General features: G+C 71.7%; 13 protein-coding genes. 9 read left to right on the top strand and 4 right to left on the bottom strand.

All coding sequences use genetic code 11. The annotated features are described in order from the left end of the window. The first annotated feature begins 88 nt into the window (after positions 1-88). Positions 89-1,054: a DUF4349 domain-containing protein gene (locus ACFYL6_RS17785; protein WP_387172322.1), complete on the top strand. Its 966-nt coding sequence runs from the start codon at positions 89-91 to the stop codon at positions 1,052-1,054. Here ACFYL6_RS17785 and ACFYL6_RS17790 read toward each other — a convergent pair. Next, entirely contained in the window at positions 1,011-2,270 is a 1,260-nt protein-coding gene (locus tag ACFYL6_RS17790; protein WP_387172324.1) for an amidohydrolase, read from the bottom strand. The two genes, ACFYL6_RS17785 and ACFYL6_RS17790, sit on opposite strands and share 44 nt — an antisense overlap. A gap of 481 nt (positions 2,271-2,751) precedes the next feature. Then, the gene (locus ACFYL6_RS17795; RefSeq protein WP_387172326.1) at positions 2,752-4,335 is read right to left on the bottom strand and encodes a methylmalonyl-CoA mutase; all 1,584 of its coding nucleotides are present in this window, start codon (positions 4,333-4,335) and stop codon (positions 2,752-2,754) included. Positions 4,336-4,541: 206 nt separating this feature from the next. On the opposite strand from ACFYL6_RS17795, the gene ACFYL6_RS17800 reads away from it, so the two are divergent. Both ACFYL6_RS17800 and ACFYL6_RS17805 read left to right on the top strand, forming a co-directional pair. Further along, positions 4,542-6,605: a serine/threonine-protein kinase gene (locus ACFYL6_RS17800; RefSeq protein ID WP_387172328.1), complete on the top strand. Its 2,064-nt coding sequence runs from the start codon at positions 4,542-4,544 to the stop codon at positions 6,603-6,605. 48 nt (positions 6,606-6,653) lie between these two features. Then, positions 6,654-8,321, top strand: a complete 1,668-nt coding sequence (locus tag ACFYL6_RS17805) for a phospho-sugar mutase (protein ID WP_387172329.1) — start codon at positions 6,654-6,656, stop codon at positions 8,319-8,321. A gap of 2 nt (positions 8,322-8,323) precedes the next feature. Here ACFYL6_RS17805 and ACFYL6_RS17810 read toward each other — a convergent pair whose 3' ends face one another. Further along, a complete protein-coding gene (locus tag ACFYL6_RS17810; RefSeq protein ID WP_387172331.1) occupies positions 8,324-9,001 on the bottom strand; it encodes a GPP34 family phosphoprotein in 678 nt (225 codons plus the stop codon). A gap of 72 nt (positions 9,002-9,073) precedes the next feature. Next, positions 9,074-9,706 carry a uracil phosphoribosyltransferase gene (gene upp, locus ACFYL6_RS17815; protein WP_387172333.1) on the bottom strand — a complete coding sequence of 211 codons (633 nt, stop codon included), beginning with the start codon at positions 9,704-9,706 and terminating at the stop codon, positions 9,074-9,076. A gap of 133 nt (positions 9,707-9,839) precedes the next feature. Here upp and deoC point away from each other — a divergent pair, with 133 nt between their 5' ends. From deoC to ACFYL6_RS17845, 6 genes are all read left to right on the top strand, one after another. Further along, positions 9,840-10,799 (top strand): deoxyribose-phosphate aldolase, encoded by a 960-nt coding sequence (gene deoC, locus ACFYL6_RS17820; RefSeq protein ID WP_091394490.1) that lies wholly within the window; start codon positions 9,840-9,842, stop codon positions 10,797-10,799. A 6-nt stretch (positions 10,800-10,805) separates the two neighbouring features. After that, positions 10,806-12,236: an aldehyde dehydrogenase family protein gene (locus ACFYL6_RS17825; RefSeq protein WP_387172335.1), complete on the top strand. Its 1,431-nt coding sequence runs from the start codon at positions 10,806-10,808 to the stop codon at positions 12,234-12,236. Next, complete coding sequence (locus ACFYL6_RS17830) at positions 12,229-13,053, top strand: aldehyde dehydrogenase family protein (RefSeq protein WP_387172337.1); 825 nt, start codon at positions 12,229-12,231, stop codon at positions 13,051-13,053. Before ACFYL6_RS17825 ends, ACFYL6_RS17830 begins: the two co-directional genes overlap by 8 nt. A gap of 405 nt (positions 13,054-13,458) precedes the next feature. Then, entirely contained in the window at positions 13,459-13,932 is a 474-nt protein-coding gene (locus ACFYL6_RS17835; RefSeq protein ID WP_091394501.1) for a BlaI/MecI/CopY family transcriptional regulator, read from the top strand. A 10-nt stretch (positions 13,933-13,942) separates the two neighbouring features. Then, positions 13,943-14,848 carry a M56 family metallopeptidase gene (locus tag ACFYL6_RS17840; RefSeq protein ID WP_387172338.1) on the top strand — a complete coding sequence of 302 codons (906 nt, stop codon included), beginning with the start codon at positions 13,943-13,945 and terminating at the stop codon, positions 14,846-14,848. A gap of 309 nt (positions 14,849-15,157) precedes the next feature. Continuing rightward, a complete protein-coding gene (locus ACFYL6_RS17845) occupies positions 15,158-16,411 on the top strand; it encodes a cytochrome ubiquinol oxidase subunit I (protein WP_387172340.1) in 1,254 nt (417 codons plus the stop codon). Positions 16,412-16,419: the final 8 nt, after the last annotated feature.

Raw genomic sequence — 16,419 nt, forward strand, 5'->3', positions numbered from 1 at the left:
CTCCTCGATTATCGAATCGTGACGTCCTCAGCGCAGTCTGCCGGAACCAGCCGGCGTGCGCGTCGCGTCCGAGCTATCGCCACACCGGTTGACGACGATGGGAGCGGGGATGGACGGACAGGTGGGACGACGCCGCGGTGCGCTGCTGGCGGCGACGACACTGGCGGCGGCGCTGGCGGTGACGGGGTGCGGTGCCGGCGACAGCGGAGCACGGGACAACGCTGACTCGGCGGCCGAGGCGCCGGCGGCCAACGGCGGCGAGGCGGGCCGGGACGCCGCCGCGGGCGCACCGGAGGGGGCCGGGGCGGGAGCGCCGGACCTGCGGGTCGACCAGCGGGCGATCATCTACACCGGAACGATGCGGGTGCAGGTGAACGATGTGGACTCGGCGGCCCGCGAGGCCGCTGCAGTGGCCACCCGGGCCGGCGGCTTCGTCGGCGGCGACGAGCGGCGCAGTGCCGACGATGACGACGCGGTGGCGGAGCTGGAGCTACGGGTGCCGGCGGCGAAGTTCACCGACGTGGTGGAGGAGATGGCGAAACTCGGTCGGCAGCAGAGCCGGGAGATCAACACTCAGGACGTCACCGAGGAGACCGTCGACCTGGACGCGCGGATCACCAGTCAGCGGGCCCGGGTGGAGAGCGCCCGCCGGTTGCTGGCCCGGGCCACCTCGATCACCGACCTGGTGTCGCTGGAAAACGAGTTGGGTCGCCGGGAGGCCGACCTGGCCTCGCTGGAGGCCAAGAAGCGACGCCTGGCCGACCTGACCGCCCTCTCCACGATCACCGTGTCGCTGGCCGGTCCGGCGGCGAAGGCCACCGACGAGGAGGCCGAGACCGGGTTCCTGGTCGGGCTCAGGGGCGGTTGGAAGGCCTTCGTCGTCTCGATGACCGTCCTGCTCACGGTGCTGGGCGCGCTGCTGCCGTGGTTGGTGGCGCTCGGCGTACCGCTGGCGGTGCTGCTGGTGGTGCTGCGCCGACGGCGCAAGTCCCCAGCTCTGGTCGCGCCGGTCAGCGCGCCGCCGCCAGTGCCCGCAACGCGGTCTGCACCATGACGCGGACGCCGACCGGGATGGCCCGCTCGTCCACGTCGAAGCTCGCGCGGTGCAGGTCGACGTTGGGGCCGGAGCGACCCACGCCGAGCCGGGCGAGGGCGCCGGGGACGTACTCCAGGTACCAGGAGAAGTCCTCGCCGCCCATGCTCTGCGGTGTCTCGGCGATCCCGTCCGGGCCGAGTGCGGCGGCGGTGGCGGCGGTCAGCACCTGGATGGCGTGGGAGTCGTTGCACACCGGCGGCCGGCCGCGCAGGTATTCCAGGTCGACAGTGGCACCGGTCGGTGCGATCACGTCCCGCACCACCTGAGCGACGATCTTGGGCGCCTGCTCCCAGGTGTCGCGGTCCATCACCCGGAGGGTGCCGGAGGCGCTCGCCTCGGACGGGATGACGTTGTAGCGGGTGCCGGCCGAGGCGTGGCCGAAGACCAGCAGCAGGCCGCTGTTGGCCGGCACCCGGCGGCTGACCAGGGCGGGCACCTCGGTGATCAGCCGACCGAGCGCGTCGACCATGTCGACGGTCAGGTGCGGGCGGGCGGTGTGCCCGCCCGGGCCGGAGAGTCGGACGGTCACGTTGTCGGCGGCGGCGGTGATCGGGCCGACCCGCAGGCCGACCTGGCCCACCGGCAGGTTCGGGTCGCAGTGCAGCGCGAAGATCTGCACCACGTCGTCCAGGCCGCCGGCCTCGATGACCTCCAGCGAGCCGCAGGGCAGGATCTCCTCGGCCGGCTGGAAGATCAGCCGGACCCGGCCGTCCAGCTCGCCGAGGTCGGCGAGCTGGGCCAGCAGCATGCCGACGCCGAGCAGGATCGAGGTGTGCACGTCGTGCCCGCAGGCGTGGCAGACGCCCTCCACGGTCGACCGGTACGGCACGTCCTTGGGGTCGTCCAGCGGCAGGGCGTCGATGTCGGCGCGCAGCGCCACGACCGGGCCGTCCGGCCTGCCGTTGACGTCGCAGATCACGCCGTTGCCCTTGGGCAGCAGACGCGGGTTCAGCCCGGCCAGCGACAGCTCCCGGGCGATCAGCGCGGCGGTCTCGAACTCGTTGCCGGACAGCTCAGGGTGCGAGTGGAGGTGACGGCGCGTAGCGATCAGCCCCGGTACCCGGAGCGCGAGGAGGTGGTCCAGCTCGCGGGGCAGGGGCTGGGAGCCGGGCGGCGTCTCCGGCCAGGACGACGCCAGCAGGCCACCCGTGGGCAGCGTCAACGCACTCGTCACGTCGAATTCTCGATCACTAGGAATGGATGGATCATCGGGGACAGCAGACAGCCTAGACCTCCGACGGTGACGCTGCGCAACCTCGTTACGGTAATGATCAGACCGCGCAGAGTCACGTATGCCCTGCTGGGGGCGCTCGTCGAGGCGGGGGACAGCAGGTAGATCACGGTCGAACGCCGTCATCAGCCCCTCACCTCCTACAACGCGTAACCGATCGCGGCGGTCCCGAATCCCGTCGCCAGTCGGAGACCCGTTGCCAAATTGTCGCATTAGTCGGGGTGGTGAACTGACACTCCGACAATTAGCCGACCACACTCCGCAACGAGCCGGATAAGGACGCTCACACGCACCCACACACCGTGGGCGCACACGGTGTGCGTCCCGGCTCAACCGACCGGATACCCGTTGAACCCACCGGACACACCGCGCACCGGGGCCGCAGTCGCGGGCCGGGCGGTCAGCCGCAGTCGCGGCCAAACGCTCAGAAGCGGTCGGTGGGCCGGTACAACCCCCACACCTCGCGCAGCGTCCCGCAGACCTCACCCACGGTCGCCCGGGCCCGCAGCGCCTCCTTCATCGGGTACAGCACGTTCTCGGTGCCCTCGGCGGCGGCCCGAAGACCAGCGAGCGACCGCGCCACCGCGTCGGCGTCCCGCTCGGAGCGCAGCCGCGCCAGCCGGTCGGCCTGGGCCGCCTCGATCGTCGGGTCGACCCGCAGCGGCTCGTACGGCTCCTCCTCGTCCACGGTGAACCTGTTGAGCCCGACCACCACCCGCTCCCCCGAGTCGATCTCCTGGGCGATCCGGTATGCGGACTGCTCGATCTCCCGCTTCTGGAACCCGGCCTCGATCGCGTCCACCGCCGAGCCGTGGTCGGCCACCCGCTCCATCAACTCGACGGCGGCGGCCTCGATCTCGGCGGTCATCGCCTCCACCACGTACGAGCCGGCGAACGGGTCGACAGTGGCCGTCAGGTCCGTCTCGTACGCCAGCACCTGCTGGGTACGCAGCGCGAGCCGGGCCGCCTTCTCGGTGGGCAGCGCGATCGCCTCGTCGAAGCTGTTGGTGTGCAGCGACTGGGTGCCGCCGAGCACGGCGGCCAACCCCTGCACCGCGACCCGGACCAGGTTCACCTCCGGCTGCTGCGCGGTGAGCTGCACGCCCGCGGTCTGGGTGTGGAACCGCAGCATCATCGACTTCGGATCCTTGGCGCCGAAGTCGTCCCGCATCAGCCGGGCCCAGATCCGCCGGGCGGCGCGGAACTTCGCCACCTCCTCCAGCAGCGTGGTGCGGGCCACGAAGAAGAACGACAGCCGGGGCGCGAAGTCGTCGACGGCGAGCCCGGCGGCCAACGCCGCCCGTACGTACTCGACACCGTTGGCCAGGGTGAACGCGATCTCCTGCGCGGGCGTCGCGCCGGCCTCCGCCATGTGGTAGCCGGAGATGGAGATGGTGTTCCACTTCGGCACCTCCTTGCGGCAGTACGCGAACGTGTCGGCCACCAGGCGCAGCGACGGCTTCGGCGGGAAGATGTACGTCCCCCGGGCGATGTACTCCTTGAGGATGTCGTTCTGGATGGTGCCGTTGAGCGCCGTGCCCGGCACCCCGTTCTCCTCGGCGACGAGCTGGTAGAGCAGCAGCAGCACCGACCCGGGCGCGTTGATGGTCATCGAGGTGGACACCTTGTCCAGCGGGATGTCGGCGAAGAGCAGCCGCATGTCCTCGATGGAGTCGATCGCGACGCCCACCTTGCCGACCTCGCCGTGCGCGATCGGCTCGTCGGAGTCGTAGCCCATCTGGGTCGGCAGGTCGAACGCGACCGAGAGCCCCATCGTGCCGGCCCGCAACAGCTGGTGGTACCGCGCGTTGGACTCGGTGGCGGTGCCGAAGCCGGCGTACTGACGCATGGTCCACGGGCGGGAGGTGTACATGGTGGGGTAGACACCCCTGGTGTACGGGAACTCGCCCGGGCTGCCGAGCCGTGAGTCCAGTTCCTCCGGAAGGTCGGCCTCCGTGTAGACGCCGTTGATCGGGAAACCGGACTCACTTGACCGCCGTTGGTTCATCCCCGGATGGTAAGACGCCTGGCCACGTCGTCGGGTGAGGGATACCGCACAGTGCGTCCCGACCGGTCGACACCAGGTGAACGACAGGGCACGTTCTGTCGACTTCGATAAACGTCCGTCGCGTCGGCTTTCGCATCGGGCGTCGGAACCAGCAAGATAGGGGGGTTGTGTCCCAGCCCCCCTCGATTTCCCCCGGTGGCTTTTCTGTGACTCAGATCCCGACGTGGAGCGGCGGACCAGTTAGTCCCGCCAACGGACGAGCGGCGCCCGGCACCACCATTGGTGGCCGGTACTCGCTGCGGTCCTCGGTGGGCAACGGCGGCATGGGCACGGTGTGGCGCGCCACAGACACGCTGCTGCGCCGTGACGTGGCGGTGAAGGAGGTCGTCCTGCCTCCGGGGCTGGCCCCCAGCGACCGCGACGCGATGTACGAACGCACCCTGCGCGAGGCCCGTGCCGCCGCCGCCATCCAGCACCCCGCGGTCGTGCAGGTGTACGACGTGGTCACCGAGGCCGGTCGGCCGTGGATCGTGATGGAGCTGCTGGACGCCCGCAGCCTCGCCGACATGGTGATCGAGGACGGGCCGGTCGCGCCCCGCGCCGTCGCCAAGATCGGCATCGCGCTGCTCGGCGCGTTGGAGGTCGCGCACGCGATCGGCGTGCTGCACCGCGACGTCAAACCCGCAAACGTGCTGATCTGCACCGACGGGCGCTGCGTGCTGACCGACTTCGGGGTCGCCCGGATGCCCACCGACGTGCAGCTCACCACCCCCGGCATGGTGCTCGGCTCGCCGCACTTCATCTCGCCCGAGCGGGCCATGGGCCAGGAGTTCGGCCCGCCGAGCGATCTCTTCTCGCTGGGTGTGACGCTCTACACCGCGGTCGAGGGACGGCCCCCGTTCGACAAGGGCGACCCGATCGAGACCATGCACGCCGTGGTGGAGGACCCGCCCGCCCCGCCGCAGCGCAGCGGCCCGCTGACCCGGGTGCTGATGGGTCTGCTGGAAAAGGACCCGGCGCGCCGACTCGACGTGCACACCTCCCGGGCCATGCTGCGCGAGTTGCTCGCCGGCCCGCTGGGCAGCACGGCGACGGCCGTGCACTCGGTCACCGACCCGTACGCCGTGGTGCCGGTGCAGCAGCGCCCCATTCCCGTCCTCCCGCCGCCCCAGCCGGAACCGAAACCGGACAGCCAGATCGGTGGCCCGGCGATGCTGGCCCCGGGTGAGTCCCTGACCGACCGGCTGGCCGCGCTGCGTCGCGGCGAGCGCCCCCAGGCAGCTCGCGCGGCCGGTGCCACCGGGGGGCTCGACGAGACCAGCGCCGACGCGTTGGCCGGCCCACTGCACACGCCGACCGGCGCGATGCCGGCCCCCGGCCGACCGGCGGCCGGGCGCACCTACGGCGGCAACGCGGACGCCACCCAGCGGGTGGACGCCGGCGGGCACCCCGACGCCACCCAGCGGGTCAGCTACGGCAACCCGGCCGATGCCACCCAGCAGGTCGGGTACGGCGGCGCCCCGGAGGCCACCCAGCGCATCGGCGGCACCTACGGCGGCGGCAACCAGTGGTCGGTGCCGGGCACCGGCCAGCCCTGGGCCACCACGCCCGCCGCTTCGGGCGGCAGCGCCCTGGACAAGGTTCGGGCCACCGGTGGTCAGCTCGTCACCACGGTCAAGGGCTGGCCGCGCAAGGTGCAGCTCGCCGCGGCCGGCGGGTTGGTCGTCGTGCTGCTGCTCACCGCGGTGGCGCTCTCCGGCGGCGAGGACACCCCGCCGAGCACGCCGGCGGCGCAGCCCACCGCGTCCGCCCCGGCGGCGCCCACCGTCGAGATGCAGGAGCACACGGGCCGCGGGATCCAGGTCATGGTGCCGAAGGGCTGGAAGAAGGCCACCGGCGGCTCGTACACCGACTACATCGACCCGCAGGACAGCGGCCGCAAGGTCCGCATCATCACCGAGAAGTGGTCCAGCAGCTCCGTCCGCTGGGCGGAGACGGCCGAGAACGGCCTCAAGACCAGGAGCACCTCCTGCGTCAAGCCGTACAACCAGATCTCCTCCACCGAGACCGAGTTGGCCAGCAAGCCGGCCGCCGAATTCGAGTACACCTGCGGCGAGGGTGACGTGATGCGGCACGGCGTCTGGCGGGGCGTGGCGCAGGACGGCAAGGCGTACTCGTTCTACCTCACCGCCACGGACGCCAAGTTCGCGGAGAGCAAGCCGATCTTCGACGAGATGGCGCGGACGTTCCAGCTCACCGGGAACGGCTGAGCCGGAGGGAACCCACAGGGGTGATCCGTCGCCGTGCTATCAAGGGGCATGGCGGCGGACACCACTGACATCGACGACATTCGCGAGCAAGCTCGGCGCTGGTTGGCCGACGACCCCGACCCGGTCAGCCGGGACGAGCTGACGGCGGTGCTCGACCGGCTGCCGGTGAGCGCCCCGGAGCTGGCCGACCGGTTCGCCGGGCCGCTGACCTTCGGCACGGCGGGCCTGCGCGGCCCGCTGCGCGCCGGCCCGAACGGCATGAACCTCGCCGTGGTCACCCAGGCCGCTGCCGGCCTGGTCACCTGGCTCGCGGCCCAGGGTGGCACCGGCCCGCTGGTGATCGGGTACGACGCCCGGCACGGCTCCCGGCAGTTCGCCGAGCGCACCGCCCAGGTGGCCACCGGCGCTGGTCGTCCGGCGCTGCTGCTGCCCCGCCCGCTGCCCACCCCGGTGCTGGCGTACGCCGTGCGGCACCTCGGCGGTGTGGCCGGAGTGATGGTCACGGCCAGCCACAACCCGCCGCAGGACAACGGCTACAAGGTCTACCTGGGCGCGGAGCTGGGTGGCGAGTTGGGCGCGGGCGCGCAGATCGTGCCCCCCGCCGACGCCGGCATCGAGGCAGCCATCCGGTCGGTCGGGCCGCTGACCCAGGTGCCGCTGGGCGAGCCCGGTCAGGTCCTCGGCGACGACCTGGTCGCCTCATACGTCGAACGGGCCACCGCGGTGATCGACCCGGACGGGCCACGGGATCTGACGGTGGCGTACACCCCGCTGCACGGGGTGGGCGCGGCGGTGCTCACCGCCGCCTTCGCCCGCGCTGGTTTCCCGACCCCCGGGGTGGTGCCGGACCAGGCCGAGCCGGACCCGGCGTTCCCCACCGTGTCGTTCCCCAACCCGGAGGAGCCGGGTGCGGTGGACCGGCTGATCGCCCTGGCCGACTCCACCGGCGCGGACCTCGCCATCGCCAACGACCCGGACGCCGACCGTTGCGCCGTGGTCGTCCGGGACGACCGCGACGGCTGGCGGATGCTGCGCGGCGACGAGGTGGGTGTCCTGCTCGCCGACCACCTGATGCGTCGGGGGGTGACCGGGCTCTACGCCACCACCATCGTGTCGTCGTCACTCCTGCGGGCGATGTGCGCGGCCCGGGGCCTTCCCTACGACGAGACGCTGACCGGCTTCAAGTGGATCGTGCGGGCCGGCGGCGGGAGCGCGCCGCTGGTCTTCGGCTACGAGGAGGCGCTGGGCTACTGCGTCGCCCCAGAACACGTCCGGGACAAGGACGGCATTACCGCCGCGCTCACCGTGGCGGAGCTGGCCGCCGGCCTGAAGTCGCGGGGTCGTACGTTGACCGACCGGCTGGACGAGCTGGCCGCCGAGTTCGGCGTGCACCACACCGACCAGCTCTCCGCCCGGGTGGACGACCTGCGGGTCATCGCCGACGCGATGGCCCGGATCCGGGCGGTCACCCCGGCCACCCTGCTCGGGCAGCCGGTGGACAGCGTCCGGGACCTGCTGCCCGAGTCGGACGTGGTGATCCTGCGTACCGCGGTGGCCCGGGTGGTGATCCGCCCGTCCGGGACCGAGCCGAAGCTCAAGGCGTACCTCGAGGTGGTGGAACCGGTCATGGACGGTGACGTCCAGGCGGCCCGCAGCAGGGCGGCGTCGGCCGTCGCCGCGCTGCGCGCCGAGGTCAGCGCCGCCCTCGGCATCTGACGTCAGCGGCGCGGCCCGAGGGCCTGGTCGACGGCCCGGGCCAGGGCGGCCACGACCAGGCCGACCGACGGGCGGACCACCGAGTCGTCGGTGCTCACCTCGCCGGAGAACCCGGCGCCGGTGGCGATCTCCTCCAACCGGCGGCGGGCGTCGGCGGCGGCCTCGCCGCTCACCCCGAGCGCGGACTCCATCCGGAGCACCACGACCAGGGTGGCCAGCGCCGCGGTCCGCTCGTCCGGGGCTGCCGCACCGGTCAGTGCCTCGGCCAGCCGCTGCCGGGTCTCCGCCTCGACGGAGGTGTCCACGACCGGGTAACGGTGCACGTGGATGAAGCCCAGCTCGGTCTCGTCGATGTCCCGGACGACGCCCTGCCGGCACAGGTCGGCGAGGATCCGGTCGCGCAGGCGGTGCCGCAGACGCTGCACCCAGGACGCCGGGGTGTGCGGGGTGTCCGCGGCCATCCGGCTGAGGACGTCGTCGCTGAACGGCTCGCCGGTCGGCGTCGGGTCGATCACCGTCAGGGATCCGTCGGCGTACGCGATCCGGCCGGCCAGGGCCAGCTCGACCAGCACCGCGGCGGCCATGCCCAGGTCCAGGCTGATCCGCGGCATGGTCGCCTTGCCGGTCGTGTCGTCGTAGGCGAGGAGCAACAACTCCTCGGCGAGCGCAACACCAGTCATGGCCGCAGACGCTAGCGGGTCCGCGCACCCCGCGCACGGACCCGCCGGACCCGGCACCGACCGGGTATCACCTCAGAAGCGGGGCATGCCACCGAACTGGCGGTCACCGGCGTCGCCGAGCCCGGGGACGATGAACATGCGTTCGTTGAGCCCCTCGTCGATCGAGGCCGTGACCAGTCGCAACGGCAGGCCGGAGCGCTCCAGCCGCTCGATGCCGACCGGGGCGGCGAGCACACAGAGCACTGTGATGTCGGTGCAGCCGCGGTCGGCCAGCAGCTGGCAGCAGTGCTCTAGCGAACCGCCGGTGGCCAGCATCGGGTCGAGCACCAGCACCGGCAGCCCGGCCAGGTCACGCGGCAGCGACTCCATGTACGCGCGAGGCTCGTAGGTCGCCTCGTCGCGGGCCAGGCCCACGAACCCCATCGAGGACTCGGGCAGCAGGCCCAGCGCGGCGTCCGCCATGCCCAGCCCGGCGCGCAGCACCGGGACCAGCAGCGGCGGGTTGGCCAGCCGGGTGCCCTCGGTGCCGGTGACCGGCGTCTGCACCGGGTACCGCTCGACGGGGAAGGAGCGCGCCGCCTCGTACACCAGCATGGTGGTCAGTTCGTGCAGCGCCGCCCGGAACGTCGAGGAATCGGTGCGCGCGTCCCGCATGGCGGTCAACCTGGACTGGGCCAGCGGGTGGTCAATGACGTGTACGTCCACGATCGCTCAACCTACCGGTCCGTAGCGCGCGGCGGTGCGGGTGCGGTCGGACCAGGGACGCCGCTCACGTCGGAGCGTCACCGAGCGCTCGTGAGCAAGATCACTCGGCGGTCCCGTGCGTAGACTTCTCGGCATGACGGCGACAACGACGTCGGCCCGGTCGGAGCTCTCCGAGCTGGGACGATCCGAGACCGCTCTGCGGACCTTCCTGCACGGCCTGCCCGGCGTGGACCAGGTCGGCGCGGAGCAGCGGGCGGCACAGCTCGGCACCCGCTCCATCAAGACCACCGCCAAGGCCCAGGCGATCGACCTGGCGATCCGGATGGTCGACCTGACCACCCTGGAAGGGGCGGACACCCCGGGCAAGGTGCGCGCGCTCGCCGCGAAGGCCCTCCGCCCGGACCCGGCCGACCCGTCCTGCCCGCACGTCGGCGCGGTCTGCGTCTACCCGGCCATGGTCCCGTACGTGGCCGAGGTGCTGCGCGGAAGCGCAGTGCACCTGGCCAGCGTGGCGACCGCGTTCCCGTCGGGTCAGGCGCCGTTGGAGATCAAGCTGGCCGACACCCGGGCCGCCGTCGCGGCCGGCGCCGACGAGATCGACATGGTGATCAACCGGGGCGCGTTCCTGGCCGGGCGCTACAAGGAGGTCTACGACGAGATCGTGGCCACCAAGGAAGCCTCCGGGGACGCCCACCTCAAGGTGATCCTGGAGACCGGCGAGCTGGCCACCTACGACAACGTCCGGCGGGCCTCCTGGCTGGCCATGCTGGCCGGCGGCGACTTCATCAAGACCTCCACCGGCAAGGTCCCGATCGCGGCGACGATGCCGGTGAGCCTGGTGATGCTGGAAGCGGTCCGCGACTTCCGCGAGGCGACCGGGCGGCAGGTGGGCGTGAAGCCCGCCGGTGGCATCAAGACCACCAAGGACGCGATCAAGTACCTGGTGATGGTCAACGAGACCGTCGGCCCGGACTGGCTCGACCCGGACTGGTTCCGCTTCGGCGCGTCCAGCCTGCTCAATGACCTGCTGATGCAGCGCACCAAGCTGACGACCGGCACCTACTCCGGTCCCGACTACTTCACCCTGGACTGATAGCCGATGTTCGAATACGCCCCCGCCCCCGAGTCCCGCTCGGTGGTGGACCTCAAACCCTCGTACGGGCTGTTCATCGACGGTACGTTCGTCGACCCGACCGACGGTGGCAGCTTCAAGTCGATCAACCCCGCCTCCGAGGAGGTGCTGGCCGAGGTCGCCGAGGCCGGCGCCCAGGACGTGGAACGCGCGGTGCGCGCCGCCCGGAAGGCGTACGACAAGGTCTGGGGTCCGATGCCGGGCCGGGACCGGGCGAAGTACCTGTACCGGATCGCCCGGCTCATCCAGGAGCGCTCCCGCGAGCTGGCCGTCCTCGAATCGCTTGACAACGGCAAGCCGATCCGGGAGAGCCGCGACGTCGACCTGCCGCTGGTCGCCGCGCACTTCTTCTACTACGCGGGCTGGGCCGACAAGCTGGAACACGCTGGCTTCGGCGCGAACCCGCGCCCCATCGGCGTGGCCGCGCAGGTCATCCCGTGGAACTTCCCGCTGCTCATGCTGGCCTGGAAGATCGCCCCGGCGCTCGCCGCGGGCAACACGGTGGTGCTGAAGCCGGCCGAGACCACCCCACTGACCGCGCTGCTCTTCGCCGAGATCTGCCAGCAGGCCGAACTGCCGGCCGGTGTGGTCAACATCCTCACCGGCGCCGGCGACACCGGCCGGGCGCTGGTCGAGCACCCGGATGTCAACAAGGTCGCCTTCACCGGCTCCACCGACGTGGGCCGGGCCATCGCCCGGTCGGTCGCCGGCACCCGCAAGAAGCTCACCCTGGAGCTCGGCGGCAAGGCCGCCAACATCGTCTTCGACGACGCGCCCATCGACCAGGCCGTCGAGGGCATCGTCAACGGCATCTTCTTCAACCAGGGGCACGTCTGCTGCGCCGGCTCCCGACTGCTGGTCCAGGAGAACGTCGCCGACCGGGTGCTGGAGTCGCTGAAGCGACGCATGGCCCAACTGCGGGTCGGCGACCCACTGGACAAGAACACCGACGTCGGCGCGATCAACTCGGCCGCCCAGCTGGAGCGGATCCGCGAGCTGTCCGACGCCGGCTCCGCCGAGGGCGCCGAGCGCTGGTCACCGCCGTGCGACCTGCCCGACCGGGGCTTCTGGTTCGCGCCGACCATCTTCACAGGCGTCACCCAGGCACACCGGATCGCCCGCGAGGAGATCTTCGGCCCGGTGCTGTCGGTGCTCACCTTCCGCACCCCGGCCGAGGCCGTGGAGAAGGCCAACAACACGCCGTACGGGCTGTCGGCCGGGATCTGGACCGACAAGGGCTCCCGGATCCTGTGGATGGCCGACCGGCTGCGCGCCGGCGTCGTCTGGGCCAACACCTTCAACAAGTTCGACCCCACCTCGCCGTTCGGTGGGTACAAGGAGTCGGGCTACGGTCGCGAGGGCGGCCGGCACGGGCTGGAGGGCTACCTCAATGTCTGAGCGGGTCGCGGTACGCAAGACGTACAAGCTCTTCATCGGCGGGAAGTTCCCGCGCAGCGAGTCGGGACGGTCGTATCTCGTGCAGTCCTCGAATGTGTCACTGGCCTCCCGCAAGGACGCCCGGGACGCGGTGGTCGCCGCCCGCGCCGCCGTCAAGGGCTGGGCCGGGGCGACCGCGTACAACCGGGGTCAGATCCTCTACCGGGCCGCCGAGATGCTGGAGGGCCGCCGCGAGCAGTTCGTCGCCCTGGGCATCCCCGGCGACGAGGTGGACGCCGCGGTCGACCGCTGGGTCTGGTACGCCGGCTGGGCCGACAAGGTCGCCCAGGTGTACGGCGGCGCCAACCCGGTCGCCGGCCCGTACTTCAACATCTCCGCGCCCGAGCCGACCGGCGTGGTCGCGGTGGTCGCCCCGGAGCGCCCCGCGCTGCTCGGCCTGGTCAGCGTTATCGCCCCGGCGATCGTCACCGGCAACACCGTGGTGGTGGCGGCCTCCCCGAGTGAGCCGCTGGCGGCGGTGACGCTGGCCGAGGTGCTGGCCACCTCCGACCTGCCCGGCGGCGTGGTCAACATCCTCACCGGCGCGATCACCGAGACCGCCCCGACGTTGGCCGCGCACATGGACGTCAACGCGATCGACCTGACCGGGGTCACCGACGCCGCGCTCGCCACCGACCTGGAGGTCAAGGCGGCGGAGAACCTCAAGCGGGTGCTCCGACCGGCCCCGGCCGACCACGACTGGTCGGTCGACCCGGGCCTGGATCGGATGACGGCGCTGCTGGAGACGAAGACGGTGTGGCACCCCAAGGGGGTGTGATCGTCTTTGCTCGGCCTTTGGGTTTTCCGGGGGAGCCCGCCCACTCCGGGCGGTCAGGCTTGATCCCTGCGTGGTCGGGCTCCCCCGGAAAACCCTCACGTGGGCCGGGTTCGCCGGGTGGTTCAGCTCAGGGGTATTGCCTCGGGTCGGGTTGCCGGGCGGCGCCGGCGGCGCGGTCAAGATTTGCGCAACTTCAGGGATGTTGCTGCCTCCAGCGCCTCGGAGGCAGCACCATCCCTGTTCTTGTCCGGATCTTGTACCGCCCCGCCGATCCTGGCTGGTGATCATGGGGTTGGCGGGGTGTTTGATCTCCGTCAAGCCGGTCAACCTCATGATCACCGCTGGGACGGCGGGTGGGGGCGGCTGGGTGGGTGGGGGGTCTACTACCGGGGGTAGGATTGGTTTGTGACTCGGTTGGGCGATCTTGAGCGTGCGGTGATGGACGTGCTGTGGGACGTGGTTCCCGGCACGTCGGACGGAGTGACCGTGCGCGAGGTGGCCGACGCGCTCGATGGTCGTGAGCTGGCGTACACCACGGTGATGACGGTGCTGGACCGGCTCGCCGGCAAGGGCATGGTGCAACGGGAGCGGGAGGGTCGGGCCTGGCGGTACCGGCCGGCCGCCAGCCGCGAGGCGCACATCGCGCAACTCATGCTCGACGCCCTCGACCTGGGTGGCAGCCGGGACGCCGCGCTGGTGCGGTTCGCCCGCTCGGTGACCGGCACCGAGGCCGAGGTGTTGCGGGCGGCTCTGGGCAGCGAGGCCGGCCTGACCGGGCCGGGCTCCACCGGTGGCGACGCGGGCGGGGCCGACGCCCTGACCGATCGGGTGGACGGGCCGGCGGGCCGACGACCCGCCGGCGAGGCAGCGGAGCGGTAGGGCGAACGCCATGGCCTACGCCGTGCACTTCGCCGCCACGATGCTGGCCTGCTATCTGACCGCCCAGGTGTTGGCCCGTTCCACCTGGACGTGGCGCAGCCCCCGGGTGGCGATCGTCTGCTGGCAGGCCGTCGGGCTGGCGTTGGGTCTCTCGGCGATGGGCCTGCCGATGGCGCTCGGGTTGAGCGCGTACGGCCGGCCGACCGGTAGCGCACTGCTCGCCCTGGCCAACGACCTCGCCCACGGAGCCCTCCCGATCGGGGTGGGCACGTTCCACCTGGCCGGCGTCGGCGTGGGCTTCGGCATCGGGGCGGTGCTGGTCACCACGACGGTGCGCAGCATCCACGGCACCGTCCGCGCCCAGCGTCGCCACCGGGACCTGCTCTCCCTGGTCGCCCGAAACGACCCGGCCGCGCCGGGCGCGCTGGTGCTGGATCATCCGAGCGCCGCCGCGTACTGCCTGCCGGGCGTGAAGCCGCAGGTGGTGGTCAGCGCCGGCACCCTGAGCCTGCTGGACCGGGCCGAGCTGGCCGCGGTACTCAGCCATGAGCGGGCGCACGCCCACGAGCGGCACGACCTGGTGCTGCTGCCGTTCACGGCGCTGTGCCGGGCGCTGCCGTGGTTCGGCTGGGTGCGCGACGCGCACGAGCGGGTCGCCCTGCTGGTCGAGATGCGCGCCGACGACAAGGCCCGCGAGCTGCACGCCGAAGCCCCGCTGGCGGGGGCGCTACGCCGGTTCGCCGCCGCCGGGCACCGGATCACCCCGGCCGGCGCGCTCGGCATGGGCGACCGGGATCTCGACGTACGGGTGCAGCGCCTACTGGTCAGCGACCGACCGCCCCGGGTGCTCGGTGCCACCGCCCTGGCGGTCGCCACCACGTTGGTCGCCCTCCCGATCACCCTGTTCCTGAACTGACACCCACAAGGCACCACTGAGCCGCCGCGGCCGGGGCCGCCGTGGCAGGGCCGTGCCGCGCGCACCCTGCGCCGCGCACCTCCGCACCGCGCGCCCTCGCCCGCGCACCCCTCGCAAGATCGCGCTCGATCCTGGATCGAGGGGCATCCCGGGGCCGCGAGACCACTACATCCAGGATCGAGCGCGATCTTCCTCAGATACTACGTGGCGTAGTAGTGTTGCCTACGACAAGACGTAGTAGGCGGACATGTAGCGATGCTACGTGTAGGGTGGCTACGATAAGGGAGCCAACGCTAGGGAGGGCTTGTCATGGACACCCTGCTCCTCGCCCGCCTGCAATTCGCCACCACGACCTCGATCCACTTCCTGTTCGTGGTCGTCACGCTCGGGCTGGTCACCCTGCTGGTCGGCATGCAGACCGCCTGGGTGCTCACCCGCAACCCGAAGTGGGAGCGGCTGACGCGCTACTGGGGCCAGCTCTACGTGATCAACTACGTGCTCGGCATCGCCACCGGGATCGTGATGGAGTTCCAGTTCGGGCTGAACTGGAGTGGCCTGTCGCGCTACGTCGGCAATGTCTTCGGGGCGCCCCTGGCCATCGAGACGCTTGTGGCGTTCTTCCTGGAGTCCACGTTCCTCGGGATGTGGATCTTCGGCTGGCACCGACTTGGCAAGGGCGTCCACCTCGCGTTGCTCTGGGGCGTGGCGATCACCGCGTACGCCTCGGCGTTCTGGATCATGGTGGCCAACTCCTGGCTGCAGAACCCGGTCGGTTACGAGGTCCGCGACGGGATCGCCCACCTCACCGACTTCGGCGCGCTGCTCACCAACCCCAGCCTCGGCATGGCCTTCGGGCACGTGGTCTCGGCGGCGCTGCTGGTCGGCGGGATGCTGATGGCGGCGGTCAGCGCCGGGCACCTGCTCCGGCGTACCCCGGACTTCGCGCTCTTCCGCACCTCGCTCCGGATCGGCCTGGTCACCGCGGCACTGGCCATCACGATGGTGCAGGGCTTCGGTTTCGCCCAGTTCGGCCCGGTCGGCGCGGTGCAGCCGACCAAGTTCGGCGGCGACGGCCCGGAGGCCCAGGCGCTGATCGCCGAGTGGACCGCGCGGTTCGGCCCCGGCGACTACACGCCGCCGGTGCTGGCCAGCGTCGGGCTGGGCTTCATGATCCTGATCGGCTTCACCCTCGGCTGCGTCTGGCTCCTGCTGCCACTGCTCTTCCGGGACTGGATCATCCGACTGCGCTTCCCGCTCTGGCTGCTCCTGCTCGCCCTGCCGCTGCCGTTCGTCGCGGTGATCCTCGGCTGGATCTCCCGGGAGGTCGGCCGCCAACCCTGGGTGGCGTACGGACTGCTCCCCACCGAGCAGGCCGTCTCCCCGGTCAGCGCACCGCTGATGCTCGCCTCGCTGATCGGGTTCAGCCTGCTGCTGGGCGCCCTCGCCGTCACCAACTGGGTGCTGCTCGCCCGGCACGCCAGACGCGGCGCGGCCGACCCGGCGCTCGGCCGCCCACCGGCACCGCCCAGCGAGCCGGCCCACCCCGAACCCGCCCTGATCTGAGCACCAAG

Origin of the sequence: Micromonospora sp. NPDC007208 (assembly GCF_042869175.1) — a bacterium.
Classification (GTDB): Bacteria; Actinomycetota; Actinomycetes; order Mycobacteriales; family Micromonosporaceae; genus Micromonospora; species Micromonospora foliorum.

Bases quoted from the DNA above. Each gene is read 5' to 3' on its own strand.
- ACFYL6_RS17795 (WP_387172326.1), bottom strand. From the start codon at position 4,335: ATGAACCAACGGCGGTCAAGTGAGTCCGGTTTCCCGATCAACGGCGTC.
- ACFYL6_RS17805 (WP_387172329.1), top strand. From the start codon at position 6,654: ATGGCGGCGGACACCACTGACATCGACGACATTCGCGAGCAAGCTCGG.
- ACFYL6_RS17810 (WP_387172331.1), bottom strand. From the start codon at position 9,001: ATGACTGGTGTTGCGCTCGCCGAGGAGTTGTTGCTCCTCGCCTACGAC.
- deoC (WP_091394490.1), top strand. From the start codon at position 9,840: ATGACGGCGACAACGACGTCGGCCCGGTCGGAGCTCTCCGAGCTGGGA.
- ACFYL6_RS17825 (WP_387172335.1), top strand. From the start codon at position 10,806: ATGTTCGAATACGCCCCCGCCCCCGAGTCCCGCTCGGTGGTGGACCTC.
- ACFYL6_RS17830 (WP_387172337.1), top strand. From the start codon at position 12,229: ATGTCTGAGCGGGTCGCGGTACGCAAGACGTACAAGCTCTTCATCGGC.
- ACFYL6_RS17840 (WP_387172338.1), top strand. From the start codon at position 13,943: ATGGCCTACGCCGTGCACTTCGCCGCCACGATGCTGGCCTGCTATCTG.
- ACFYL6_RS17845 (WP_387172340.1), top strand. From the start codon at position 15,158: ATGGACACCCTGCTCCTCGCCCGCCTGCAATTCGCCACCACGACCTCG.